General features: G+C 72.8%; 22 protein-coding genes. 10 read left to right on the top strand and 12 right to left on the bottom strand.

Annotated features, from left to right (window positions below):
* The first annotated feature begins 1 nt into the window (after position 1).
* Positions 2–604, top strand: coding sequence for a hypothetical protein (locus ACPPVT_RS03820; RefSeq protein ID WP_426565632.1), 603 nt, complete (start codon positions 2–4; stop codon positions 602–604).
* On the opposite strand, the gene ACPPVT_RS03815 is transcribed toward ACPPVT_RS03820, so the two are convergent.
* Positions 598–3711: a BTAD domain-containing putative transcriptional regulator gene (locus tag ACPPVT_RS03815; RefSeq protein ID WP_426565630.1), complete on the bottom strand. Its 3114-nt coding sequence runs from the start codon at positions 3709–3711 to the stop codon at positions 598–600. The genes ACPPVT_RS03820 and ACPPVT_RS03815 overlap by 7 nt on opposite strands.
* 155 nt (positions 3712–3866) lie before the next feature.
* On the opposite strand from ACPPVT_RS03815, the gene ACPPVT_RS03810 reads away from it, so the two are divergent.
* Positions 3867–4436 carry a hypothetical protein gene (locus ACPPVT_RS03810; RefSeq protein ID WP_426565628.1) on the top strand — a complete coding sequence of 190 codons (570 nt, stop codon included), beginning with the start codon at positions 3867–3869 and terminating at the stop codon, positions 4434–4436.
* Between the two features lie 19 nt (positions 4437–4455).
* Here the strand turns inward: ACPPVT_RS03810 and ACPPVT_RS03805 are convergent, their stop codons facing one another.
* Positions 4456–4887, bottom strand: coding sequence for a VOC family protein (locus ACPPVT_RS03805; RefSeq protein ID WP_426565626.1), 432 nt, complete (start codon positions 4885–4887; stop codon positions 4456–4458).
* A gap of 50 nt (positions 4888–4937) precedes the next feature.
* Between ACPPVT_RS03805 and ACPPVT_RS03800 the strand changes: the two genes are divergently transcribed.
* The 5 genes from ACPPVT_RS03800 (at position 4938) to ACPPVT_RS03780 (ending at position 11180) form a co-directional block, all read left to right on the top strand.
* On the top strand, positions 4938–6605 hold the full coding sequence (locus ACPPVT_RS03800) for a DNA repair helicase XPB (RefSeq protein ID WP_426565624.1): 1668 nt from the start codon (positions 4938–4940) through the stop codon (positions 6603–6605).
* A 28-nt stretch (positions 6606–6633) separates the two neighbouring features.
* Entirely contained in the window at positions 6634–7350 is a 717-nt protein-coding gene (locus tag ACPPVT_RS03795) for a helix-turn-helix domain-containing protein (RefSeq protein WP_426565622.1), read from the top strand.
* Between the two features lie 193 nt (positions 7351–7543).
* Positions 7544–8260: a response regulator transcription factor gene (locus ACPPVT_RS03790; RefSeq protein ID WP_426565620.1), complete on the top strand. Its 717-nt coding sequence runs from the start codon at positions 7544–7546 to the stop codon at positions 8258–8260.
* 3 nt (positions 8261–8263) lie between these two features.
* Positions 8264–9760 carry a sensor histidine kinase gene (locus tag ACPPVT_RS03785; protein WP_426565618.1) on the top strand — a complete coding sequence of 499 codons (1497 nt, stop codon included), beginning with the start codon at positions 8264–8266 and terminating at the stop codon, positions 9758–9760.
* Positions 9761–9812: 52 nt separating this feature from the next.
* A complete protein-coding gene (locus tag ACPPVT_RS03780) occupies positions 9813–11180 on the top strand; it encodes a S1C family serine protease (RefSeq protein WP_426565616.1) in 1368 nt (455 codons plus the stop codon).
* Here ACPPVT_RS03780 and ACPPVT_RS03775 read toward each other — a convergent pair.
* Positions 11158–12390 (bottom strand): MFS transporter, encoded by a 1233-nt coding sequence (locus tag ACPPVT_RS03775; protein WP_426565614.1) that lies wholly within the window; start codon positions 12388–12390, stop codon positions 11158–11160. The two genes, ACPPVT_RS03780 and ACPPVT_RS03775, sit on opposite strands and share 23 nt — an antisense overlap.
* Positions 12391–12482: 92 nt before the next feature.
* Between ACPPVT_RS03775 and ACPPVT_RS03770 the strand changes: the two genes are divergently transcribed.
* On the top strand, positions 12483–14549 hold the full coding sequence (locus ACPPVT_RS03770) for a HelD family protein (protein WP_426565612.1): 2067 nt from the start codon (positions 12483–12485) through the stop codon (positions 14547–14549).
* Positions 14550–14633: 84 nt separating this feature from the next.
* On the opposite strand, the gene ACPPVT_RS03765 is transcribed toward ACPPVT_RS03770, so the two are convergent.
* The 8 genes from ACPPVT_RS03765 to ACPPVT_RS03730 form a co-directional block, all read right to left on the bottom strand.
* The gene (locus tag ACPPVT_RS03765; RefSeq protein ID WP_426565610.1) at positions 14634–15362 is read right to left on the bottom strand and encodes an SRPBCC family protein; all 729 of its coding nucleotides are present in this window, start codon (positions 15360–15362) and stop codon (positions 14634–14636) included.
* Positions 15363–15371: 9 nt separating this feature from the next.
* On the bottom strand, positions 15372–16238 hold the full coding sequence (locus ACPPVT_RS03760; protein WP_426565608.1) for an FAD binding domain-containing protein: 867 nt from the start codon (positions 16236–16238) through the stop codon (positions 15372–15374).
* Positions 16235–18724 carry a xanthine dehydrogenase family protein molybdopterin-binding subunit gene (locus tag ACPPVT_RS03755; protein ID WP_426565606.1) on the bottom strand — a complete coding sequence of 830 codons (2490 nt, stop codon included), beginning with the start codon at positions 18722–18724 and terminating at the stop codon, positions 16235–16237. Before ACPPVT_RS03755 ends, ACPPVT_RS03760 begins: the two co-directional genes overlap by 4 nt.
* A complete protein-coding gene (locus ACPPVT_RS03750; RefSeq protein ID WP_426565605.1) occupies positions 18721–19236 on the bottom strand; it encodes a (2Fe-2S)-binding protein in 516 nt (171 codons plus the stop codon). Before ACPPVT_RS03750 ends, ACPPVT_RS03755 begins: the two co-directional genes overlap by 4 nt.
* Before the next feature lie 168 nt (positions 19237–19404).
* Positions 19405–20166, bottom strand: coding sequence for a hypothetical protein (locus tag ACPPVT_RS03745; RefSeq protein WP_426565603.1), 762 nt, complete (start codon positions 20164–20166; stop codon positions 19405–19407).
* Positions 20167–20278: 112 nt separating this feature from the next.
* Complete coding sequence (locus ACPPVT_RS03740; protein WP_426565601.1) at positions 20279–21445, bottom strand: XdhC family protein; 1167 nt, start codon at positions 21443–21445, stop codon at positions 20279–20281.
* The gene (locus ACPPVT_RS03735; protein ID WP_426565599.1) at positions 21438–22601 is read right to left on the bottom strand and encodes a vWA domain-containing protein; all 1164 of its coding nucleotides are present in this window, start codon (positions 22599–22601) and stop codon (positions 21438–21440) included. Before ACPPVT_RS03735 ends, ACPPVT_RS03740 begins: the two co-directional genes overlap by 8 nt.
* Before the next feature lie 12 nt (positions 22602–22613).
* The gene (locus ACPPVT_RS03730) at positions 22614–23516 is read right to left on the bottom strand and encodes an AAA family ATPase (RefSeq protein ID WP_426565597.1); all 903 of its coding nucleotides are present in this window, start codon (positions 23514–23516) and stop codon (positions 22614–22616) included.
* Between the two features lie 50 nt (positions 23517–23566).
* On the opposite strand from ACPPVT_RS03730, the gene ACPPVT_RS03725 reads away from it, so the two are divergent.
* Complete coding sequence (locus tag ACPPVT_RS03725) at positions 23567–24196, top strand: HD domain-containing protein (protein ID WP_426565595.1); 630 nt, start codon at positions 23567–23569, stop codon at positions 24194–24196.
* A gap of 27 nt (positions 24197–24223) precedes the next feature.
* Here ACPPVT_RS03725 and ACPPVT_RS03720 read toward each other — a convergent pair whose 3' ends face one another.
* Positions 24224–24928: a DUF4031 domain-containing protein gene (locus ACPPVT_RS03720; protein ID WP_426565593.1), complete on the bottom strand. Its 705-nt coding sequence runs from the start codon at positions 24926–24928 to the stop codon at positions 24224–24226.
* A gap of 130 nt (positions 24929–25058) precedes the next feature.
* Here ACPPVT_RS03720 and ACPPVT_RS03715 point away from each other — a divergent pair, with 130 nt between their 5' ends.
* A complete protein-coding gene (locus ACPPVT_RS03715; RefSeq protein WP_426565591.1) occupies positions 25059–25349 on the top strand; it encodes a WXG100 family type VII secretion target in 291 nt (96 codons plus the stop codon).
* Positions 25350–25896 lie beyond the last annotated feature (547 nt).

Below are 25896 nucleotides of genomic sequence, written 5' to 3'. Positions count from 1 at the left end.
CGTGCCTGACGAGACGACACCCCCGCAACCGGACAGCACGCCCGACCCGGGCGTCGACAACCCTTACGCCGCACCGGCATCCGACTCGCCCGAGCCGACCCAGCAGCTGCCCACCGCGGGGCAGCCGGGCTACGGACAGCCGCCGGGCTACGGACAGCAGCCGCCCGGCTACGGACAGCCGCCCGGCTACGGACAGCAGCCGCCCGGCTACGGACAGCCGCCCGGCTACGGACAGGCACCCGCCTACGGTCCGCCGCCGACCTACGGGCAGGCTCCGGCCTACGGGCAGCAGTACCCGGTGTATCCGACGACGTCCGGCCGGGCCACGGCGGTCATGATCTGCGGCATCGCCTCGTTGGTCCTGCTGCTCAGCTGCATCGGCTTCATCCCGGCGATCGTCGCGTTGATTCTCGCGCCTGGCGCGCAGCGTGACATCGCCGCTTCGGGGGGTCGGCTCACCGGTGAGGGGCAGATCAAGGCCGGAAAGATCTGCTCCTGGATCGCGATCGGTCTGACCATCGTGGCAGTGATCGCGATAGGCGTCCTGATCGCCGTCGGCCTCAGCACCGGTGACTTCTCCGACACCACAAGCGACGGCTACTGAGCGAGCGCCCGCAGCCCGGGTGTCTGCTCGGGCTCGAGCTCGGCCATCCGCCGTCGGTACTGCTCGTGCGCCCGGGCGGCTGCACCACGGCGTCCGGCAGCCGCGCAGGCCCGCACCACCGCCTGGTGCGCCCACGCCTCGTACGGGTCCGACTCGATCGCCCGCCTGGCGAAGCGCAGCACGTCGTCGACGTCCTGGCGCTGCTCGGCTGCCTCGGTGAGCCCGCGCAGCGACAGCAGCAGGACGTCGCGCGCCTGTTCGCGCAGGGCGCCGGCCCAGTCGTCGTACAGGTTCTCCGGCAGGTAGTCACCCGGGTACCCGGCAACCGCCGCGGACAGGCACTGCCGGGCCGCCTCGGACCGACCCTCGCGCAGCAGCCCCAGCCCGACCCGCGCGTCGCTGAGGAAGCCCAGGACGTCGACCTGCACGTTCCGCAGGTCGAGGGCGAGCGTGTCGTCCCCGCCAATGACAACGCCGGGCCCAGGCTGCGCGCGATCCGGGTCCAGGACCCGGCGCAGCGTGGCGGCGGCCACCGCGAGCCGGTTCGCCAGCCGTTCACCCTGCTCATCGGGCCAGAGCAGGTCGATCAGCCGCTCGCGCGGCACCGGGCGGCCGGAGGCCGAGACCAGGATCTTCAGCAGCTCGCGCGCCTTCCTGGACTGCCAGGCGGAACCGTCGATCGGCTCGCCGTCACGCTCGACCAGGAACCTGCCCAGGGTGCTGATCCGGAACCGCGGTGTGCCCGCGAAGCCGACGACACCGAGCAGTCCGTCCAGCCCGGCCCCGCAGGTGGCGATGCCGCGCCGGGCAAGCTCGGCCTGCGCTCGGGCGGCCTGCTCCTGCCGGCTGCTGTCCGGGTCGACGCCGAGGCGGCCCAACGCGACCTGCACCCGGCAGCCGCCGATCTGGTCACCGGTCTGCTGCCACGACTCCAGGGCCTTGCCCAGCAACGACGCCGCACGAACCGGGTCGACCGGTGCGCAGGCACCAGCCTGCAGCTCCAGGGCTTCGGCGTGCGCCGGCCAGTCCCGGCGCTGCGCGCAGTCGGCGGCCGCATCGGCTCCCAGCTGCGCAGCGCGGATGGGGTCGTGGTCGCAGAGCACCCAGCCAAGCGTGATGGCAGCCATGCCCCGGTACGGACCGTTCGCCAACGACAGCGCGCGCTCGGCGAGCTGCCGCGCGCGGCTCGGGTTGCTCACCCGCAGCACCCGCGCCAGACCGCCGAGGGCCGGCAGCAGCGCCTGCTGGTCGTCGCACCCCTCATTGGCGGCGAGCGCCTGCTCGTACGCGGCCGCAGCCAGCTCGGGACGACCGGACAGCCGGTGCACGTCGCCGGCGCCGACCAGCGGGTAGCTCACCTTGGCCGAACCCATTGACTGGTAGGCGAGCCGACTGGCCTCGTACGCCGCGACCGCCTCGTCGAGGCGGCCCAACCGCAGCAGGGCCTCGCCCTCGTTCGCGTGGCACAGTCCCTCGAAGGCGGTGAACCCCGCGGACGCCGCCGCAGCCAGTGCCGGCTGGAGCTCGGCGAGCGCACGCCCGCAGCTGCCCTCCTCGAGGTGGTGGGAGGCCCGGTTGGCGCGCACCCGGACGACCTGAAGCACGTCGCCGGCCTGCTCGGCGTAGTCCAGCGCGCGGGTGTAGTGCGCGTCGTTCGCGGAACGGTCCCCGACCATGCTGGCGTGCAGCGCGAGCGCCACGTGCGCGCTGGCCAGCGCCGCCGGGTCGGCGCACCGCGCGGCCGCGCCGTGAGCGCGCTGGGCGAGGTTGGCACACCTCTCACTCTCGCCGGTCATCCATGCGGCGGACGCCATCCAGCCGAGCAGCTGCGCCTCGTCGCAGGTGTCCTCGTCCACCAACCGCCCGCGTCGGTAGCAGCGCTCGGCCTCGCGGGGTCGCCCCCGCAGGTAGTGGATGACGCCCATCCGCCAGGCCAGCCCGGCAGGCACCGGGTCGTCGCCGTCGGCCACCGAGTCGTAGCAGCGAAGCGCACCCTCCCAGTCACCGCGGACCTGTAGGGCCTCGCCGAGCAGCATGGTCAGCGCCATCGTGCGTCGGGCCGGTGCGATCGCGCGCACGCCCTCCACCACGACCCGGTCGTGGCCCGATCGCAGCATGGCCTGCCCGCTTTCGGTCAACGCTCCGGACAGCGCGGCCTCGTCCCCGGACAGTCGCAGGGCGAGAACCGCGGCAGGCACCCGACCGGCGGCGTGCAGCAATGGGGCCGCCCGCCGCATCCGTTCGCGGACGTCATCCGGCGTCATCGGCCAGGTCACCCGGATCGCGGCGAGCAACGGCCGGCCCAGCAGCGCGACGTCCTGTTCGAGGCTGATCAGACGACGGGTGGCGAGCTGCCGGACTCTGGCGCTGCCCTCGCCCGCGCCGCCCACGGTCGCAGCGAGCACTTCGGCGGCGGCCGGGTCGAGGTGTGCGGCCAGCCGGAGCAGCTCGCGGTCGGTGTCCTTCACGTCGCCGAGCACCCGCTCGACCAGGTACCGGGTCGCCGCGCCGCCGGCTCCGAAGCAGTCCTCCAGCGCGGCAGCCCGGCTCTCGAGGTCGACGGCCGCCCGGCGGGCCAGCTGCCCGGCGGCCGCGACGACCAGCGCGGGCCAGCCGCCGCTGAGGACCTGCAGGCGAGGTGCCAGAGCGGCCGCATCCAAGCCCACGGCTCGGAGCAGGTAGGTCTCGATCTGAGCCTCCTGCCACGTGAGCTCCGGCTCGCCGACCTGGAGCACCTGGTCGCCGAGGGCCAACGAGGCGAGTGGGCCGGGCAGCGCGGGGGCCCCGAGCAGGACCAACCCCGGGGTTCCGGCGGCGGCCGCGCTACGCGCCGCCCGAGCCGCCAAGGAGAGGACCGCGGTGATCGCTGCACCGTCCGCCGCCAGCAGGTGGACGTCGTCCAGCAGTACGCGCTCGACCCCTGGCGAGGCGAGTGCGCGGGCCAGCTCGGCGGGGTCTTCGACGAGGTGGTCGGCGGGCACCGCGACGCAGCCGCGCAGACGTTCGAGCTGCTGCACCAGGTGCGTCTTGCCGTAGCCAGGCAGCGCCTCGACGACCGTGATCCGATGGCCGAGAACGGCCCGTTCCAGCAGGCCCAGAGAGTGCACGCGTCCTCGCAAGGGTTGAGATGGGGACGCTCTTTAGGAGCCCGAGCGCGCCGGCGGTGATACGGCGGCGGGCTTTCACCAGACCTTCAGCAGGCCTGCACGGCCGTCCGGATCCTCGGTGGGACCAGCACCACACCATCGACCGAGGAGTTGTCATGTACCAGCAGCTGAACCTGACCCGCCGCCTGTTCGCGGTCATCCTGGCCGCCGTCGCTGCACTCGTGGTGAGCATCGCACCGCTCGGCGCCACCCAGTCGGCGCGGGCCTCGACGGGCACCGTGGTCTGCATCTGGGTCAACGGCCACAAGTACTGCTTCACGGTGCCCTATGCCATTGACCCGGTGTACCTGCACTGCCCCGGCTGCCCGCAGCTCGCCTTCAGGCACGGCGACATCGTGCTGCCCGAGGACATCGAGATCGTTGCCACGCTCGGCCGCGGCCTGTCCGAGATGGTCAACGCCCACGAGACCGGCAACCGCGCACTGCGCGCACAGGGCCTGGCGCACGTCCGGGCTGCCAGCGAGCTGGCCGCGCCGACCGGACTGAACCCGTCCCGGACTCCCGCGCCGTGGCGCGCCGCAGCCGGCCACGTTTCGAGCTCCGTCGGCCTCTACCAGCGCGCCCTGACCAGCACGGATGCCGCCGCCGCCGCCAAGCTCCGCTCGCGGGCCGCAGCGCAGATGGACGCCACGGTCGCGCTGATGGAGAGCTACCGGGCCGGGTGAGCACCCTCCGGGTGAGCACTCAGGTGACGCAGAACTCGTTGCCCTCAGGATCCTGCATCACCATGAAGTGCTTACCCATCTCGAGCCGCCACTCCAGGCGGCGGCCCCCGGCAGCCTCCAACCGGCCGACCTCGGCCAGCACGGCGGCGTCCCGCTCTTCCGGGGACGCCGCCGGGTCGCTGACCCGGATGTCGAGGTGCAGGCGGTTCTTCACCGACTTCGCCTCGGGCACCTTCTGCAAGAAGATCCGCGGGCCGATGCCATCCGGGTCGACGATGGCGTTCTTCGTGTCCCAGTCCTCCTCCGGCACCTTCCACGCGCGCAGCGCGTCCGGCCAGGAGTCGAAGCCCGGCGGGGGTGGCTCGACGACGTAGCCCAATGCGTCGGCCCAGAAGTCGCCGATCCGCACGGTGTCGGCGGCGTCGAACACGATCTGCACAGTTCGTCCCATGTCCGAGGACTCTGCCAGGCACCTCTGACAGCGACTGAGACAATGGACCGGTGACTGCCCCCGATGGCCCGCTGATCGTGCAGAGCGACAAGACTCTGCTTCTCGAGGTCGAGCACGCCGACGCCGACGCGTGCCGCAAGGCGATCGCCCCCTTCGCCGAGCTCGAGCGTGCTCCTGAACACGTGCACACCTACCGGCTGACTCCTCTCGGACTGTGGAACGCGCGTGCCGCCGGGCACGACGCCGAACAGGTCGTGGACACCCTGCTGACCTACAGCCGCTACCCGGTCCCGCACGCCCTGCTGGTCGACGTCGCCGAGACGATGGACCGGTTCGGTCGGCTGCGGCTCGAGAAGCACCCGACGCACGGCCTCGTGCTGCACGCCAGCGACGTCCCGGTGCTCGAGGAGGTGCTGCGCAGCCGCAAGGTCCAGCCGCTGGTGGGCAACCGGATCGACACCGAGACGGTGGTCGTGCATCCGAGCGAGCGCGGCCACCTCAAGCAGGTGCTGCTCAGGCTCGGCTGGCCGGCCGAGGACCTCGCCGGCTACGTGGACGGCGAGAAGCATGCGATCGCGCTGGACCAGAGCGACTGGCAGCTCCGGCCGTACCAGATCGAGGCGGTCGACAACTTCTGGCACGGCGGCTCCGGTGTGGTCGTGCTGCCTTGCGGCGCCGGCAAGACGCTCGTGGGCGCAGCTGCCATGGCGCGCGCCAGCGCGACCACGCTGATCCTGGTCACGAACACGGTCTCCGCGCGCCAGTGGCGCGAGGAGCTGCTCAAGCGCACGTCGCTGACCGAGGACGAGATCGGCGAGTACTCCGGCGCTCGCAAGGAGGTCCGGCCGGTCACCATCGCGACCTACCAGGTGCTGACCGTGAAGCGGAAAGGTGCCTACCCGCACCTGGACCTGTTGGACGCCAGGGACTGGGGGCTGATCCTGTACGACGAGGTGCACCTGCTGCCCGCGCCGATCTTCCGGATGTCGGCGGACCTGCAGGCCCGGCGCCGGCTCGGCCTGACCGCGACGCTGGTGCGTGAGGACGGACGCGAGGGCGACGTGTTCAGCCTGATCGGCCCGAAGCGCTACGACGCACCGTGGAAGGACATCGAGTCGCAGGGGTACATCGCCCCGGCCGACTGCGTCGAGGTCCGGGTCACTCTGCCCGAGCGGGAGCGACTCGCCTATGCCACGGCGGAGCCGGACGTGCGCTACCGGCTCGCCGCCTCGTCGGACGTGAAGCTGAAGGTCGTCGAGCGGCTGGTGGAGCAGCACCGGGGCGAACCGACCCTGGTCATCGGTCAGTACATCGACCAGCTGGACGAGCTCGCCGAGCACCTGGACGCCCCGGTGGTCAAGGGGGAGACCACGGTGACCCAGCGCCAGAAGCTGTTCGAGGCCTTCCGCACCGGCGAGATCCAGCTTCTGGTGGTCAGCAAGGTGGCGAACTTCTCGATCGACCTGCCGGAGGCCAGCGTCGCCATCCAGGTGTCGGGCAGCTTCGGTTCGCGCCAGGAGGAGGCGCAGCGCCTCGGCCGGGTGCTCCGCCCGAAGGGGGACGGCAGGTCAGCGCGGTTCTACACCGTGGTCTCGCGCGACACGGTGGACGCCGACTTCGCCGCGCACCGCCAGCGCTTCCTCGCCGAGCAGGGTTACGCCTACCGGATCATCGACGCGGCCGACGTCCTGACCGGGCCTGTGGACAGCGACGGCTGACCACCTCGGCGCGCGTCAGACTGACGCGATGCGACTGCCATCTCGAACGGACCACCCCAGCGCCCCCGGCTGGCTGCTGCGGCGAGCCCGCGAGCAGGCCGAGATCAGCCAGGAAGAGCTCGCCCGCCGCGCGCAGGTCTGCAGGACCGTGGTCTCGCGCTTCGAGTCGGGTGACCGCCCGGCCTCCTGGCCGATGTTCCAGAAGTTGCTCGCCGCGCTCGACCTGCAGGCCAGGGTCGAGCTGGAGGCACTGGACGCGCACCTGCGCGCACGGCTGGACGACGAGCGCGCTCGGCCACCGATGGAGTGGTTCGAGCACGATCTCTGCTTCGACGGCAGGTCGCTCGCGAGGCTGTTCTCGCTGCTGCCCGTGGTCGCGGACGGCACTCTGGCCGCACGACTGCACGGTCTGCCACTCCCCGTGGGTGACCTCGAGCTCCTCGTGCCGCCGACCGTGCCTCTGGCGATGCTCGACGAAGCAGCCCGGGCGAGCTTCATCTACCTTCGCGACGGCGACGACGAGCACACCTTCTGGTCGCCGCGCGAGGACCGCCGGCTAGTGCTGCATTACCGCGATCCGATGCCGGCGGCAGTCTCGGTGTCGCCGCCGTGGACCGGCCGGTTCACCCACGACTTCGACGACACCTGCCCGGTCGCCGTCGCCGCACTGGGCCAGCTGCGCCTGAAGGCCGACGAGCGGCGGCTCCTCGACTACGCATTGTCGGCCCAACCTGACGCACGGTAGCCACAGACTTTTCGCGGGCCCTCCGATGCTGCGTGCCAATCGGGCACGAATGTGCCAGATCAGCACACTTCGCGCGAAGGTTTCCGCTCGGTCCGCGACACGCCAAAGCCAAGGTTGACGGGTACCGTGCACGTGACTCCCAGACAACTCCCAGGAACGGCGGCGAGACTGACGCGCAGAAAGGCGGTGGCACATGCCCGCACCGAGCACCCCTGAGGCTCGCCTGCTCGTCGTCGAGGACGAGCCCAACATCCGAGAGCTGCTCTCGACGTCCCTGCGGTTCGCCGGATTCGAGGTGCACACCGCCGGCGACGGCGCCACCGCCCTGAAACTCGCCGAGACGACCCGTCCGGACCTGCTCGTGCTGGACGTCATGCTGCCCGACATGGACGGGTTCGCCGTGACCCGACGGCTGCGCGACCAGGGCCGGCGGATGCCCGTCGTCTTCCTCACCGCGCGCGACGACACCCAGGACAAGGTCACCGGCCTCACCGTGGGCGGCGACGACTACGTCACCAAGCCGTTCAGCCTCGAGGAGGTGGTGGCCAGGATCCGCGCCGTGCTGCGCCGCACCAGCGGGCACGAGGCGGACGACGGCGCCCGGCTGGTCTTCGCCGACCTCGAGCTCGACGAGGACTCGCACGAGGTACGCCGCGACGGCCGCCTCGTCGAGCTGTCCCCGACCGAGTTCAAGCTGCTGCGCTACCTGATGCTCAACCCGAACCGGGTGCTTTCCAAGGCGCAGATCCTCGACCACGTCTGGGACTACGACTTCCGCGGCGAGTCGGGCATCGTCGAGTCCTACATCTCCTACCTGCGGCGCAAGATCGACGCCGACGCGACCGAGCCGCTGATCCACACCAGGCGCGGTGTCGGCTACGTCCTGCGGCTCCCCCCGGAGCGTGGCTGACCGATGGCGGACACCGCACTCGGCCGCCGGCTCGACCGGGTCTCGTTGCGCGACCGGCTGGTCGCGGTGCTCGTGCTGCTCGCGCTCGTCGCGCTCACCGTGATGGGCACGCTCGCCGTGACCCTGCTGCGCGGCCAGCTGGTCGGCAAGGTGGACGACCAGATCCTGGCCACCGAGCAGACCCTGGTGCGAAACCCCGAGTCCACGCCCCAGCAGCCGGCCCCAGCACCGCGCGGCATCCCCACGTCCACGTTCGGCATCTTCATCCCGGACTCCGGCGGCGAGAACCGTCAGCTCGGCCGCCGGGTCGGTTCCGGCAGCCCGGACCTGGACTCGATCACCGACCAGGCCGTTGCCCAGCACAAGGGCCAGCCCTTCACCGTGCAGAGCGAGTCCGGTGGCGGGCACTGGCGGGTGGTGGCCGTCGAGGTCACCGACGCCGAGCTCGGCCAGGGCACGCTGGTGATCGGCCAGAGCCTGCGCGACGTCGACGACACGGTGACCCGGATGGCCGTCATCCTGCTGGTGGTGGGCGTCTCGGTGCTCGTGCTGGTCGGCGTCGGCGGCGCGTTGATCGTCCGGCAGACCCTGCGCCCGCTGCGGGAGGTCGAGGACGTCGCCGAGGCCATCGCGGCCGGCGACCTGTCCCAGCGCGTCCCGGAGCACCCGACGTCCACCGAGGTCGGCCGGCTGTCCGCTTCGCTGAACGCCATGCTCAGCCAGATCGAGCAGGCCTTCGCCGTCCAGTCCGCCTCCGAGGAGCGCATGCGCCGGTTCGCCTCCGACGCCAGCCACGAGCTGCGCACACCGCTGGCAGCCGTCCGCGGCTACGCCGAGCTGTACCGCCAGGGCGCCGTCACCGAGAAGGCCGACCTGGACACCACGATGCGCCGGATCGAGGACGAGGCCACCCGGATGGGCGGGCTGGTCGAGGACCTGCTCACCCTCGCGCGGCTGGACGAGCAGCGGCACGAGAAGCGCGTGCCAGTCGACCTCACGGTCGTGGCCGCGGACGCCGTCCAGGACGCGCGTGCGCTCGACCCCGACCGGTCGGTCCGGCTGATCGGCCGCGGCGAACCCCTCGGGCCCACCGACGTCCTCGGCGACGAGTCCCGGCTGCGCCAGGTCGTGACGAACCTCGTGGCCAACGCCCTGCGACACACCCCGGCGGGCTCACCGGTCGAGCTGGCCGTCGGCCACCAGAACGGCTACGGCATCGTCGAGGTCCGCGACCACGGAGCCGGCATCGCCCCCGACCACGCCCGCCGGGTCTTCGAGCGGTTCTTCCGCGCGGACGCCTCGCGGCAGCGCAGCTCGGGCGGGTCCGGGCTCGGCCTGGCCATCGTGGCCGCCATCGTGGGCGCGCACGGCGGCCAGGTCGGGGTCAGCGAGACCCCCGGCGGGGGCGCGACGTTCGCCGTCCGGCTGCCGTTGGCCGCGGCCGACGAGCGATTCACAGGCCACTCCCAGGAAGAGCCCAGCGCCCAGCCAACTGCGTGAGGTGTCCTAGTACCAGGAACCCCACACAGAGGTGAGAGCCAGGATGAGCCAGATGACCGAACCGCAGCCGCAGGCGCCGCAGTCCACCCAGGACTCCGAGCCCACCATCGAGTGGTACGGCCCCTCGACCCCGGCGAACGACAGCACCAGCCCGCTGGGCGTGACCAACGACACCAGCCCCTACGGCTACCAGCCCGCAGGCGCCCCGCCGGCCCCGCCGGCCGCGACGCCCACCCAGCAAGCCAGCCGTCCGCGCTGGGTCGAGGTGAGCGTCGCCGCCGTCGTGGCCGCCCTCGTCGCCGGCGGCACCACCGCCGCCGTGCTGGCCGCGGACAACAACGACGCGAGCAACGTCTCCAGCACCAGCAACGGGCACAGCAGCGGCAACCCAGCGGCCGGCACCGGGTCCGGCCCGGTCTCCCAGGCCAACGCCGTCGCCCCCGACTGGAACAAGGTGGCGACCGCCGTCGAGCCGAGTGTGGTCGCGATCTCCGCCACCACGCAGAGCGGTGGCAGCGAGGGTTCCGGGACCATCCTGGACACCAAGGGCCGCGTGCTCACCAACAACCACGTGGTCGCCGGCGTCGGCAGCGACGCAACGCTGAAGGTCACCACGTCCGCCGGGCTCACCTACCCGGCGACCGTCGTGGGCACCGACCCCTCGACCGACCTGGCCGTGATCCAGATGAAGGGCGCCACGAACCTGACGCCGGCGACGCTCGGCGACTCGGACTCGGTCCGGGTCGGCGCCCCGGTGATGGCCGTCGGCAACCCGTTGGGGCTGGCCGGTACGGTCACCACCGGCATCGTCAGCGCGCTCGACCGACCGGTCACCACGACCAACGAGACCGAGGGCGACCAGAGCGGCCAGGGCCAGCAGCCGAGCCAGGGCTCCAGCACGGACAGCACCGTGGTCACCAACGCCATCCAGACCGACGCGGCGGTGAACCCCGGCAACTCCGGTGGCGCGCTGGTCGACACCAGCGGCCGGGTGATCGGCATCCCGTCGTCCATCGCCTCGCTCGGCGCGAGCGCCGGCAGCCAGTCCGGCAGCATCGGCCTGGGCTTCTCGATCCCGATCAACGAGGGCAAGTCGATCGCCGACCAGCTGATCGCCGACGGCACCGCCGAGCACCCGTTCCTGGGCGTCAGCCTGAAGGACGGCTCGGTGAAGCAGGGCAACGCTGAGCGCGACGCCGCGATCGTCGCGGAGGTCACCGCCAGCAGCCCGGCCAGCGCGGCCGGCATGAAGAAGGACGACGCGATCATCGCCGTGGACGGCGAGTCCGTGAACAGCTCGGAGTCGCTGGTCGCCCAGATTCGCGAGCGCTCGGTCGGCAGCAAGGTCGAGCTCACCATCGTCCGGGACGGCAAGCAGCAGACCGTCAACGCGACGCTCACGAAGAAGTCGGCGGGCTGATCCGACGCAGCCGAGGACGGCTGAGCACGGACAGCACGAACGCAGCACAGCCCGCGGCCACCGGGACGGCGAAAGCCGCCTGGTGGCCGCGGTCGTCTGCGAGCGCCCCGGCGATCGCGGTGCCGGCCGCGTAGCCGACGATGACGGCGCTGGACAGCATCGTCATCACGGTGGCCGCCCGCTCGATCGGGGTGGCCCGCTCGGCGAGGGCGTAGAGCACGATCAGGTAGGGCGCGACCGCGCAGCCGAAGAGCGTGACGAACACGGACACGGTCCACATCTGGCTGACCAGCAGCATCGGCAGCGACAGCACCGCCAGTCCGGCCGCGAACGCGACCAGGCGGTCCGGCAGGGCGAACCGCTGCGGCAACCGCGCGCTGGCCAGCCCGGCCAGCGCGCTGCCCAGGCCCAGCAGTCCGTAGACCAGCCCTCCGGCGCCAGGGTGGCCGAGCTCGGCGGTCAGGCTGGTCACGCCCACCTGGGTGCCGCCGAACACCAGGCCCAGCAGCGAGCCGCCCAGCAGCAGCAGCAGCGTCGTCGCGCCGCCGGGCAGGCCGCCCCGGCGGGCCGCGGTCAGGTGCGGGGTGTGCGAGGGACGGACCGCCGTGGCCGTGGGGTGCAGGGCGAACGCCACCACGGCGGTCAACGAGAGCGCGGCGATGACGACCGGCACCGAGTTCGGTCCGGCCGCGCTGGCCAGCAGTCCGACCAGGGCTGGACCGGCGACGAAGCTCGCCTCGTCGCTGGCCCCCTCGATGGCGAACGCCTCGGTGACCCGCTGCCGCTCCAGCTCAGGCTCGTGCACCCGCCGCACCAGCGCCACCCACCGAACCCTGGCCAGCGGACCGACCTGCGGCGCGAACAGCCCGGCCAGTGCGGCAGCGGCCAGCAGCATGCCGGTCGAGGCGTCGGACTGGGTGAGCAGCAGGACGCCGATCATGCCCGCCGCGTACAGCACGGCCACCACGAGCAGCACGATCCGCTGGCCGAACCGGTCGGCCGCCGCGCCGGCTGCGGGCGCGCCCGCCGCGGAGCCGAGGCCGATGGCCGCAGCCGCCAGACCACCGGTGGTGTAGCTGCCGGTGCGGTCCGCGACGACCAGCAGCATGCCGAGCTGGCCCATCGCGAGCGGCAGCTTGGCCAGGAAGCCGACCGGCAGGAAAGTAGGGCCGGCGAGGGCGATCAGGGCACGCGCGGACGAGCGGTTCACGGGGTCTCCGGGTTGGCCGACGCGACGCCGTCCCACCCCCGGCGCTCAAAACCCTGTGCGCGGACCAGACTACCCGCGTAAGGTCGACCCTCGTGCCCGACGCAGACCCGTCCCCGCTCGCCGCGGAGCGCGGGTACCTGGAACGGGCTCGGGTCCAGCTGGCCAGGATGCGTGAGCGCACCCTGTCGCTGGAGGCGCAGGGCGGCGACCGGGTGTCCAGCGAGTTCCTCGCGGCGACCCTCTACCACCGGGCCGCTTCGCTGGCCGACGACCCGGCGTCCACGCTGTTCTTCGGGCGGATCGACACCGACGGCAGCGACCCGGCCACCGGTGAGGTCCCCGAGCGCTGGTACATCGGACGCCGGCACGTCGCCGACGAGGCGGGTGACCCGGTGGTCATCGACTGGCGGGCCCAGGTCTCGACGGCGTTCTACCGGGCCAGCCGGACCGAGCCGATGGGTGTGCGGCTGCGTCGGCGGTTCGGCGTGGACCACGGCCAGATCACCGCCTACGAGGACGAGCACCTCACCGACGCCACTGAGTCCGAGCAGCACAGCCGGATCCTGGCGGGCGAGATCGAGCGCCCCCGGGTGGGGCCGATGCGCGACATCGTGGCCACCATCCAACCCGAGCAGGACGCCATCGTGCGCGCCGACGTGTCGACCACGGTCTGCGTGCAGGGCGCGCCGGGCACCGGCAAGACCGCGGTCGGGCTGCACCGCGCCGCGTGGCTGCTGTACGCGTTCCGCGACCGGCTGGCCCGTAGCGGCGTCCTGGTCGTCGGGCCCAACCGGGCCTTCCTCGAGCACGTCGGGTCCGTGCTGCCGGCGCTCGGTGAGATCGAGGTCGCGCACACCACGGCCGAGCTGCTGGTCGCCTCGGTGCCGGTACGGGCCAGCGAGTCCGCGTCGGTGGCGACGCTCAAGGGCGATGCGCGGATGGCTGTCGTGCTGTCCCGCGCGGTCTGGTCGTCCCTGCGCGACCCGAGCGAGGCACTGGTGGTCCCGCGCGGCACTCGCCGCTGGCGGGTGCCGGCCTACGAGGTGCGCGAGCTGGTCGAGGAGCTGCGCACCCGCGGCGTTCGCTACGGCGCGGCCCGGGCGATGCTGCCGCAACGGCTGGCCCACGCGGTGCTGCTGCAGCTGGAGGCGGCGGGCGACTCCCCGGACGATCGGGTGCAGGACTCGGTGGCCCGCTCGCGGCCGGTGAAGGCGTACGTGGACGCCGTCTGGCCGGCGCTGGACGCCACCCGGCTGGTGATGAACCTGCTCTCCGACCCTGAGCTGTTGCGGCGCTGCGCCGACGGGGTCCTGTCCGAGCAGGAGCAGGCTGCGCTGAGCTGGGCGACCCCGGCCCGCGGACCGCGCACCGCTCCGTGGACCGCGGCGGACGCCGTCCTGGTCGACGAGGTCGAGGACCTGCTGACCCGCACCCCGTCACTGGGCCACGTGGTGCTGGACGAGGCGCAGGACCTGTCCCCGATGCAGCTGCGAGCGGTCGGACGGCGGTGCTCGACCGGCTCGATGACCGTGCTCGGCGACATCGCCCAGGGCACGACGCCGTGGTCGACCCGGTCGTGGGAGGAGTCGCTGACCCACCTCGGCCAGGAGGGCGCGCACGTCGAGGAGCTGACCCGCGGCTTCCGCGTGCCGTCCGCCGTGATCGACTTCGCCGCGAACCTGCTGCCGCACATGGCTCCCGGGCTCGCGCCGCCGGAGTCGGTGCGTGAGGACCCGGGGCTGCTGGAGCTGCACGCGGTGCCCGCCGACGACGTCCTGGCCGCGACGGTGGCAGCCGCCCGCACCGCCTTGGACATCGAGGGCTCGGTGGGTGTCATCGTCGCGGACGCGGACGTCGCCGAGCTGGCCAAGGCGCTCACCGCGGCGGGCCTGGACCACCTGCGGCTCGGCCGCGACGACGAGCTGGACCACGGCACCGCGGACCACGAGGACGGCGCGCACCGCCTGCACCTGGTGCCGGCCACTGTCGCCAAGGGTCTGGAGTTCGACCGGGTCGTCGTCGTCGAGCCGGCCGCCATCGCCGCCGCCGAGCCGGACGAGCGGACCGGCCTGCGCCGGCTCTACGTCGTCCTCACCCGCGCTGTCACCGGCCTCGCCGTGATCCACGCGCAACCGCTGCCCGAGGCCTTGCGTCCGTGAGGGTCCGGCCCGGTCGGCGCAGCCCTCTGGGCGGCTCTCGCAAGCTCGTTTGACGCCGCCCGTCGGGCTCCGCCGATCGGGCCGTCAGCCTCGGGTGACCAGCCAGACGATGATGGCGACGACTGCGAGGCCACCGAGCCAGGCGCCGTAGCGCTTGAGCAGGACCGGGCCGACGACGGAGCCGAGGTTGACCTCAGTAGGTTCGGACGGCGGCGCTGCAGGTGAGCCCGGCGGGACGGCGGCCGTAGGCGCGCGCGTTGGCGGGATGGCGGGCGGTGCCGAGACGGCGGCCGCTGGTGGCGAAGGCTGAGGTATCGCGAGCGGTGGCGGGACAGCGGCTTCGGCTGGCAGGTCCATTGGCGTCTGGGCGGGCTCGGCGAGGCGGACGGCGAGGCAGGCGGCGAACTGGTCCAGCAGCTTGGTTCCGACGTCCTGGATCACACCTCGACCGAACTGCGCCGGACGCCCGGTGACCTTCAGCTCGGTGTCCACCACGACCACGGTGGCCTCGCCGTCCGGTTCCAGGTGCGCCGCGATGGTCGCGCCGGCCGTCCCGTTGCCCCGCTTGTCCTTGCCCTGGGCATCGATCACGGCGCTGTACGTCGACGCGTCGCGGGACACCCAGGTGCCCTTTCCGGCGTACTGCAACGAGATCGGGCCGAGCTTGACCTTCGCCGTCCCCTCGAACTCGTCACCGTCGACCGAGGTGATCGCGGCGCCCGGCAGGCACGGCGCGATCCGCTCGATGTCGGTGAAGGCCGCCCAGGCGTCGTCGATCCCGATCGGCACGCTGAACCGGTGCTGCAGCTGCATGTCAGCGGCTCACACCCCTGCGGCGGCGAGCACGGCCCGTCCGGTCAGCACGCCCGCCAGGTGCCGGCGGTACTCGGCGTCCGCGTTGGCGTCCTCGGGGGGCGTGGTGCCGTCCCCCGCCGCAGCGCACGCCATCCGCACCGCGTCGGACGTCGCCTGCTGGCCGACCAGCGCCGCCTCGACGCCCGTGGCCCGCACCGGGACCGACCCCATGTTGGTCAGCGCGACCCGCGCCTCGGCGATCGAACCGCCCTCGACCCGCAGCGCGACCGCCGCCCCGCACATCGCCCAGGCGTGTGAGATGCGGTTGAACTTCTGGTAGCAGGCGCCCCAGCCGGTGTGCTTGGGCACCCGCACCTGCACCAGCAGCTCGTCCTCGCCGACCGCGGTGGTGAACAGGTCCTGGAAGAAGTCGGCCGCGTCGACCGTGCGGCGCGCGCCGCCCGGCCCGGCGATGACCATCTGGCAGCCGAGTGCCAGGGCCGGTGCGGGCAGGTCACCCGCCGGGTCGGCGTGCACGAGGGCCCCGCCGAACGTGCCGCGGTGACGCACCTGCGGGTCGGCCACCGTCTCGGTGGCCAGCGCGATGAGCAGCGCGTGCTGGCGGACCAGCTCGTGCCGAAGCACCGTGTCGTGGGTGGCCATCGCGCCGATGACGACGGCGTCACCGTCGTCGCGGATGTCGGCCAGGTCGCCGATCCGACCGAGGTCGACGACGAGCTCGGGCGCGGCCAGCCGCATCCGCATCACGGCCAGCAGGCTCTGCCCGCCACCGAGCACCTTCACGTCCTTGCCCTCGCCGACAGCGTCGGCCAGCGCCTGCAGCGCGCCGTCCACCGAGGTCGGGGCCACGTAGTCGAACGCCGCGGGGATCATGCCTGGCTCCCTTCCTCGTCGGACCGGGTCTGCGAGGCCTCGACGCCGCCGGACTGCGCCGGCTCGTCCCAGTGCGGGGACGCCGCAGCCGCCTCGCCTGAGGCGCCGGCCGAGCCGTCCCGGATGGCTCGCCAGACCCGTTGCGGCGACAGCGGCATCTCGATGTCGCTCACCCCGAGGTGGCGCACCGCGTCGATCACCGAGTTGACCACCGCGGGCGTGGAGGCGATGGTGCCCGCCTCGCCGACTCCCTTGACCCCCAACGGGTTCGTGGTGGACGCCGTGGTGGTGCGGTCGGTGGTGAAGTGTGGCAGGTCGGCGGCGGTGGGCAGCAGGTAGTCCACGAAGGTCGCCGTGGTCAGCGTGCCCTGGTCGTCGTGCACGGCCTCCTCGAACAGGGCCTGCGAGATGCCCTGGGCCAGGCCGCCGTGCACCTGGCCCTCGACGATCATCGGGTTGATCACCTCGCCGATGTCGTCCACGCAGACGTAGGAGCGGATCTTCACCGCGCCGGTCTCGGTGTCCACCTCGGTCGCGCACAGGTGCGTGCCGTGCGGGAACGAGAAGTTCTCCGGGTCGAAGGTGGCGTCGGCGTCCAGCGTCGGCTCCACGCCGTCCGGCAGGTTGTGCCCCTGGAACACCGCGAAGGAGAGCTCGCCGAGCGTGACCCCCTGGTCAGTCCCGCGGACGCCGAAACGCCCGCCCTTGAACTCCAGGTCGTCCTCGCTGGCCTCGAGCACGTGCGCCGCGATCGGCCGCGCCTTCTCGATCACCTTGTCGGCGGCGTTGACGATGGCGATGCCGCCGACCACAAGCGAGCGCGAGCCGTAGGTGTCCAGGCCCTTGTGCGCGATCTGGGTGTCGCCGTGCAGCACCTCGACGTCCTCGAACGCCACGCCGAGCCGGTCCGCGACGATCTGGCTGAACGCCGTCTCGTGCCCCTGGCCGTGCGCGCTGGCTCCGGTGATCACCTCGACCTTGCCGGTCGGCAGCATCCGGATGGACGCCGACTCCCAGCCGCCACCGACGTAGCTGAGCGCACCCAGCACCCGGGACGGCGCGAGGCCGCACATCTCGGTGAATGTGGAGATGCCCAGCCCGAGCTGGACCGGGTCGCCGCTGTCACGGCGCTGCTGCTGCTCGGCCCGCAACGCGTCGTACCCGAACAGCTCCTTGGCCTTCGCGGTTGCGGCCTCGTAGTTGCCCGAGTCGTACTGCAGACCGGCCACCGTGCTGAACGGGAACTCCTCGTGCTTGATCCAGTTCTGCTCGCGCACCTCGAGCGGGTCGCGGCCCAGCTCGACGGCGAGCTCGTCCATCATCCGCTCGATGGCGAACGTCGCCTCGGGCCGGCCCGCGCCGCGATAGGCGTCGGTCCAGGTCTTGTTGGTGAACACGTTCGTGCAGCTGAACCGGTAGGCGGGGAACTTGTAGATCGCGTTGTACATGAACGCGCCGAGGATCGGGATCCCCGAGGTGACCAGCCCGAGGTAGGCGCCCATGTCGGCCAGCAGGTCGACCTTCAGCCCGGTGACGGTGCCGTCCTTGGTGGCGGCCAAGGTGAGGCGTTGGATCTGGTCGCGTCCGTGGTGCGCGGTCAGGATCGACTCCGTCCGGGTCTCGGTCGCCTTGCACGGCTTGCCCAGCCGGCGGGCCACCAGGAACGTGGCCAGCTCCTCCGGGGTGAACTGCAGCTTGCCGCCGAACCCGCCCCCGACGTCCGGCGCGATCACCCGGATCTTCGACTCCGGGACGCCGGTGCCCAGCGCCAGGAAGATCCGCACGAAGTGCGGCACCTGGGTGGCGCTCCACACGACGAACTGCTCACCGGTCGGGTCGACGACGACCGAGCGCGGCTCCATGAATGCCGGCACCAGGCGCTGCTGGCGGAACCTGCGCTCGATCACGACGCCGTTCAGCCGAGCGTCGGCGATGGCCGCGTCGACGTCCGTCCCGGTGCCGGCCTCGGCGGAGTCGAACACCCAGGTGGCGCTCTCGTTGGTCTCCAGGTCGGCGTGGGTCAGGTGCGCGCCGGACGCGACCGCCGCCTCCATGTCCAGCACTGCGGGCAGCTCGTCGTAGTCGACGTCGACCAGCTCGGCGGCGTCGCGCGCCTCACGGGCGGTGCGGGCGGCTACCACGGCCACCGCCTCGCCGGCGAACTTGACGACGTCGGCCGGCATCGCCGGGTGCCGCGGCGTCTTCATGTCCGCAGTGATCGGCCAGGCGTTGGGCAGGCTGCCCTGCTCCTCGTCCAGGTCGGCACCGGTCAGGACCGCGATCACGCCGGACGCCGCGGCAGCCGCCGCGGTGTCGATCGAGGTGATCCGCGCGTGCGCGAACGGGCTGCGCACGAAAGCCAGGTGCAGCATGCCGGGCAGCACGATGTTGTCGGTCCAGCGGGTGCGGCCGGTGATCAGCCGCTGGTCCTCCTTGCGCCGTCGCGCCCGGCCGACCTCGCCGGTCCGCTCCTCGACGGCGGTCACAGCGCACCCGCCTCGGCCGTGACGTCGCGCTCGGCCCGGCCCGGTTCGCCCGCGCTGGCCTTCGCCGCGGCCTGCACGGCCGCCACGATGTTCTGGTACCCGGTGCACCGGCACAGGTTGCCCTCGATGCCGTGCCGAATCTCGTCCTCGCTGGGGTCGGGGTTGTCGGCCAGCAGCGCGCAGGACGCCATGATCATGCCCGGCGTGCAGAAGCCGCACTGCAGGGCGTGGTGCTCATGGAACGCGGCCTGCATGGGATGCAGCTCGCCGTTCTGGCTGAGCCCTTCGATGGTGGTGACCTCGCGCCCATCGGCCTGCACGGCGAGCACCGAGCAGGACTTCACGCTGGCGCCGTCCAGGTGCACCGTGCACGCGCCGCAGTTGCTGGTGTCGCAGCCGATGACGGTGCCGGTCTTGCCGAGGTTCTCCCGCAGGTACTGCACCAGCAGCAGCCGGGGCTCGACGTCGTCGCTGTACTGCACTCCGTCGACAGTGACGGTGACACGGGTCATGCGGCCTCCACGGATGCGGTTCGCGACGGTCCACCCGTGAGCAAGTGCGCGAGCAGAACACGACGCTGTGGCTCGATGGCCTCATCCAATGCCGTTGAAGGCGCAAGCACAAGGGGGCGAGCGGAACCGCGTCACCCGAACGGGTTGCGCGGGGTCGGGTTGCGCGGGTCAGGCGGCCGCACGCAGCGGCAGCAGCGACTGGACGGCGCGGACCTGCTCGGCGTCCAACGGGTCGACGACCACGTGGTCGACCCCGGACAGCAGGTGCTGCTGGCAGGTGGCCAGCGGCGCTCCGCCCGCGCTCGGCCAGACCGGCAGCGGCTCGGTGCCCAGCGCGCGCAGGCCGGCCCGGTGCACGGCCAGCACCAGGTCCTGCGGTCCGCCCCGGTGCTGCGCCGCCGAGCACGGCAGCTGGGCAACGGCCAGCCGCGGCACGCCGCGGACCTGACGGGCCAGGTCGACCCAGCGGTTCACCAGGGACGTCGCATCGGCGGCGGCGACGGACGGGTCGAGCCGGACGCCGTAGCAGCCCAGCTCGCCGCGGTCCGCCAGACCCTCGCAGACCGCGAAGGCGTCCCGCACCACGGAGTCGGCCAGCACGTCGTCCGGCTCCTCCCGCAGCAGCTGGCTCGGGTCGAGCACCAGGACGTCGAGCCGATCGCGGCGCAGCCGGGACGCCGCGAACCGGACGCGCTCGACGATCGCGTGCAGGTCGAGGTCGGCGGTGGTCGCGACGACCGCGACATCGTCCAGGCGGTGCGCGAGGACCCGGCCCACGGCGCGCTCGGCCTGCTCGGCGCGGGGGCCGGCCACGTCGACCAACGAGCAGCCGCGGTCGAGCGCCGTCGCCAGGGCCCGCTCGTCCCCGTCCGCACCCGCCCAGCGGCGGGTGCCGAAGCCGATGGCCGATGCGTGCGCGAGCTCGAGCACGACCCCTCCCGAATCCGTGGGGTCGCGAGCGCGGCCCTCTCGATCAGGATGAGCAGCCAGCTGCCTGCGGTGATACCTACGGTGATACCTACGGGCACACCTGCGGTGATACCTACGGGGACAGCTGCGGGGACGACTGGGTCGCGAGCGGTGCGACGTGGTGGATCGGACCGGCCAGCTCGGCCAGCCGGCTGCCGCGCCCGCCCCACTGCAGCTGGACGATCTCGGCGGCGATCGAGACCGCCGTCTCCTCGGGCGTGCGGGCGCCGAGGTCCAGCCCGATCGGCGAGCTCAGCCTGGCCAGCGACGCGTCGTCCAAGCCGGCCTCCTGCAGCCGCTTGACCCGGTCGTCATGGGTCCGTCGCGAGCCCATCGCCCCGACGTAGGCGACGTCCAGGCGCAGTGCGACCTCCAGCAGCGGGACGTCGAACTTCGGGTCGTGGGTCAGCACCGCGAGCACCGCGCGCTGGTCGATACGGCCGGCCTCCGCCTCCTCCTGCAGGTACTGGTGCGGCCACCGCACCACCACCTCGTCGGCGTCCGGGAAACGGGTGGCCGTGGCGAACACCGGGCGGGCGTCGCAGACCGTGACCCGGTAGCCGAGGAAGGAGCCGATCCGGGCCACCGCGGCCGCGAAGTCGATCGCGCCGAACACCAGCATCCGCGGCTTGGGCGCGTAGCTGGCCACGAAGACCCGCATGCCCTCACCGCGGCGCTCGCCGTCCGGCCCGTAGGTCAGCGTCTCGGTGCGACCGGCCGCGAGCAGCCCGCGGGCGTCGTCGGCGACGGCGTCGGTGGCCCGCTCGGAGACCAGGTGCCCGGTCAGCGGCTCGGGGTCGTCCTCGGCCCGGACCACCAGCCGGCCGCCGACCAGGGCCGGGTCGACGTGCTCGATGATCGTGCAGACCGCGACCGGCCGGCCGCCCCGGACGTCGTCCGCGACCTGACCGAGCTCGGGGAAGGTCAGCGGGTCGACCCGCTGGACCAAGACGTCCAGGATCCCCCCGCAGGTCAGGCCGACCGCGAACGCGTCGTCGTCGCTCACGCCGTACCGCTGCAGGACCGGGACACCGTCCGCGATGACCTGCTGGCCCAGCTCGTACACCGCGCCCTCGACGCAGCCGCCGCTGACGCTGCCGACCGCCTCGCCGTCCGGTCCGACGAGCATCGAGGCGCCGGCCGGGCGGGGGGCGGACTGCCAGGTCGCCACCACGGTGGCCATCGCGGAGGGTCGGTCCTGGTGCCACCAGCCGAGCAGTTCCTCGAGCACCTCACGCACGCGCGACCACCTCCATCAACCGGGCGTAGGACGCCACCGAGTGCCCCGCCACGAAGTCGTCAACGTACGGCAGCACCGCGGCCATCCCACCCTGCACGGGTTGATAGCCCTCCTTGCCGCGGTGCGGGTTCACCCAGACCAGCCGGTGGGCCAGCCGGTGCAGCTGGTGCACCTGCTCGCCGAGCAGGACCGGATCACCGCGTTCCCATCCGTCGGAGCACACCACGACGACCGCCCCGCGCGCCACCCCCCGACGTCCCCACCGCTCGTTGAAGGCCGCGAGCGTCTCGCCGAGCCGGGTCCCGCCCGACCAGTCCGGGACCTGCTCACCGGCCGCCCGCAGGGCGAGCTCGACGTCCCGGTGCGCGAACGCCGGCGTGACCCGGGTCAGCCGGGTGCCGATCGTGAACACCTCGACCCGCGAGCGTCCCTGGCCGACCCCGGCGCGGACCTGCGCGTGTGCGAGCCGGAGCAGGACGTCGGCGTACGGCGCCATCGACCCGGACACGTCGACCAGCCAGACCACCCGGCGTGGCCGGCGGGCAGCGCGCCGGTAGCGCAGCGGGCCGGGTTCGCCGCCGCGGCGCAGCTCCTCGCGCAGGGTGCGCCGCACGTCCAGCTCGCCGCGGCCGGACGGCCGTCGCCGGGAGGAGCGCCGACTGGGCAGCCGGACGTCCAGCTCGGCGAGCAGCTGGCGCATCTGGGTGCGGGCGACGTCGTCCAGGTCGGCGACGTCGCGGTGCCGCAGCACCTCGCTCGAGCTGGCGGCTGCCCGCAATGGGTCCTGCTCGTCCTCGGGGACGCCGGACCCCGCCTCGGACTCCAGCGCGGCCATCGTGGTGGGCGGCAGCGTCGGGGGCTGTTCGGGGCCGCGCGCCCGCGGCTGGCGACCGCCGAACCAGTCGTCGAAGGCGAGGTCGTACAGCCGCAGGTGGTCCGGGTCGGCGCACAGCGTGGCCCGGCCGGCCCAGTAGACGCCGGCTCGGTCGCCGGCGCCGACCTCGGCCGCTGCGGTCAGGAACGCCGCCGTGCGGTCGGGGGTGACCGGGACGCCGGCCGCGCGCAGGGTGCGGGCGAACCCGGCGAGCACCATCGCGACGTCCGCCTCGACGCGCATCTCGACGCCCGCCTCGACGCCCCGGCCGGCGACGTCCATCAGCCGGGCCGCTCAGCCGGCCAGCAGCCGGGCGAGGTCCTGGCGCACCCGGTCGGCGTCCTCGCGGTACTTCAGCACCACGCCGAGGGTGGTGGCGGCGACCTCGGGGTCGAGGTCGCGGACGCCGAGCTCGAGCAGCGAGCGGGCCCAGTCCAGCGACTCGGCGACGCCGGGGGGTTTGAGCAGCCCGATGGTGCGCAGCCGCTGGGCGGCGGTGGCGACCTGCTCGGCGAGCCGCTGCGGCACCTCGGGCACCCGTACCCGCAGGATCTCGACCTCTCTGGCCAGCCCGGGGTGCTCGACCCAGTGGTAGAGGCAGCGCCGCTTCAAAGCATCGTGCACCTCTCGGGTCCGGTTGCTGGTCAGCACGACGATGGGCGGCTGGGCCGCGCTGATCGTGCCGAGCTCGGGGATCGTCACGGCGTACGTCGAGAGCACCTCGAGCAGGAACGCCTCGAACTCGTCGTCGGCCCGGTCGATCTCGTCGACCAGCAGCACGCTGGGCGTGGTGCGCAGCGCCTGCAGCACCGGCCGGGCCAGCAGGAACCGTTCGTCGAACAGCGAGCGCTCGGCGACGGCGACGTCGATCGCCTGGTCGCCGCGGGTGGCCTCCAGGGCACGTAGGTGCAGCACCTGGCGGGTGACGTCCCAGTCGTAGAGGGCCTGGCTGGCGTCGATCCCCTCGTAGCACTGCAGCCGGATCAGCGGCGCCCCGGTGGCCGCGGCGAGCGCCTCGGCCAACGCGGTCTTGCCGGTGCCGGGCTCGCCCTCGAGCAGCAGCGGGCGGTGCAGCCGCAGGGCCAGCCAGGCGACCGTGGACAGGCCGGGGTCCGGCAGGTAGCCGGTGGCGCGCAGGCTGTCCCCGAGGGCTTGCGCACTCGACCTGGCCTCGTCGGCGCTCATGTCGGCGCTCATACGGCACAGCATCGCACGCACCTGGGGCGGTATCCGGAACAATGGCGGCCATGGAGCTGCTGGGTGGTTGGGTACGGCACGCGCGCCGGATGGCGCCGAGCATCGACCGGACGGACCTCGAGGCCGCGGGCCTGGAGCTGCTCGCCCGCTACGAGCAGCCGCACCGCGCCTATCACGACAAGCGCCACCTGTCCGAGGTGGTGGCTGGCGTCGCGTTGCTGGCCGAGCACGCTCGCGACCTGTCCGCGGTGATGATGGCCGCCTGGTGGCACGACGCGGTCTACGAGATCGGCTCGGACGACAACGAGGAGGCCAGTGCCCAGCTGGCCACCGCGACGCTGGCCGGCTGGGACGCCGACCCGGACCGGGTGCTGGCGGTCGGCGAGCTGGTCCGGATGACGGCGCAGCACGCACCGGGCGACCACGACGTCGACGGGCAGGTGCTCAGCGACGCGGACCTGGCCATCCTGGCCAGCCCGAAGCACCGCTACGCGGTGTACGTCACGGACGTTCGCCGCGAGTACGCCGCGGTGCCGGACGTCGCGTTCCGTGCCGGTCGGGCCGCGTTGCTGCGCGGGCTGCTGGAGCGCCCCGCGATCTACCGGACGCCGTCCGCGCACGAACGCTGGGAGGCGGACGCCCGCACGAACGTCGAGGCCGAGCTGCGCGACCTGGCCTGAGCTGGCCTGAGCAGGCCTGAGAGGGCCTCAGGGCACGCCGAGCTGTCGCTGCAGCAGCGGCCACCAGTACACCGGCATCGGCCCGCGGCGCGCCTGCGCCCAGTCCACCCACTGCACCGGGCCGGTCGTGATGGCCTCGATCGCGCCGTCCGACTCGTCCGGCAGCGAGCGCAGGCCCAGGTGGCAGCGCGGCCACGGGTAGCGGTCGCTGACCCGCGGTCCGTCGAAGCGCGCCCGCAGGTAGGCCAGCGACGTGCCGACTGCCGAGGGGTCCGACGAGCTCGCCAGATCGCCGTCCAGGGCCGGCAGGTCACCGTCGACGAGGGCCAGCCGGCCGCCCCGGACGGCTAGCAGCCGGGTGCCGATGGTGCTGTCCGAGGGTGGACCGAGCGCCGAACGGATCAGGTCGACCTGGTGCGGGCCGGCGTCCCGCAGCCAGGACCCGTCCGGCCAGCTCCGCAGCACCAGCTCGCCCTTGCGCTTGGGCACCCGCAGCCCGCTGCGCTGCAGGGCCCGCAGCAAGTCGCGGGACGGGACGGGCCGGGCACCAGCGGCGACGAGCTGGTCGTAGCGCTCCTGCGGGACGTCGTAGTGGTCGCCCTCGAACGCCCGGCGCGGCACGCCGGCCGCACCCGCGAACCGGTGCAGCTCGTCGTAGGAGACGTCGCTGACCAGGTGCGACCAGAGCCGACCGTGGGCGGGCCACGCCGGCGGGTCGATGAGGACCGCCACCCTGCGAGCCTAGGTGGCGGCCCGCCTGTGGATGAGCTCGCCTGTGGATGAGCTCCGCGGCGGTCGGCGCGTTTCGCCTAGCGTCGTGGGCGACACGGCAACGACTGCCGGCACGACGAGAGGGGCACTCATGAGCAGCCAGTTCCAGGTAGACACCGAGCGGATCACTGCGGCCGCGGGCACGGTTTCGCGGATCAGCGCGGACATCGACAGCCAGGTGACTCGCATGATGGGCGAGCTGACGGCGTTGCAGGACGCCTGGCGCGGCGAGGCGTCCGGGCGCTTCCACGCGGTCGCGCAGGAGTGGCGCGGCACCCAGGCCAAGGTGCGCGAGTCGCTTGACCTGATCGCCCGGACGCTGGGCCAGGCGGGCCGGCAGTACGCCGCCGCCGAGCAGCAGAACGCCGCGCTCTTTCGGTGATCGGGGGCCTGGCGGCGGTCTGTGGCGTTCACCACTTGGCCGTGCTCGCGTCGGCGTGGCGTACGGCCCCGGCCTCGCAAGGGAGGTAGAAAGGGGTCAGCACACGAACGAGGCCCCTCCAAGTATGAGTTGGAGGGGCCTCGCGTGTGCGTAGCCATGATCACCTGGCCGGCGAACCGACCTTGCCATCACTCGGGATGACGCCCGCGTCGTCCGGCCTATCCGATGGCCGAGGCCTTCGGGACTCCGAACAACGTGCTCCGCTCGACCAAGCCCGTGAACTCCCGACGTCTCGTCACCGACGCCGCCCGCTCGGCAAGCCGCTCGGGGGTGGAGCTCCGGTCTCCTGACCGTCCACCTCAGCCTGCCTGCGGTGCCTTCCGTCCGGGTCGCCCCGGCCTTCTGGCCCCGCCGCTTGCTGCGGTGTAGGCAATTTCTATCCCCCGATCCCGGTGCGGCGCAATGGTTCTCAGCGGATTCACCACCAACTATTTTTCTCAGGCGGGCCGGCGGTTGTGGACCCACCTGTGGATCGCATGTGGATCGC

This window comes from Angustibacter sp. McL0619 (assembly GCF_049994355.1).
Taxonomy (GTDB): Bacteria; Actinomycetota; Actinomycetes; order Actinomycetales; family Angustibacteraceae; genus Angustibacter.
Note: the sequence above shows the minus strand (reverse complement) of the source record. Positions and strands in the feature narration are given on the sequence as shown.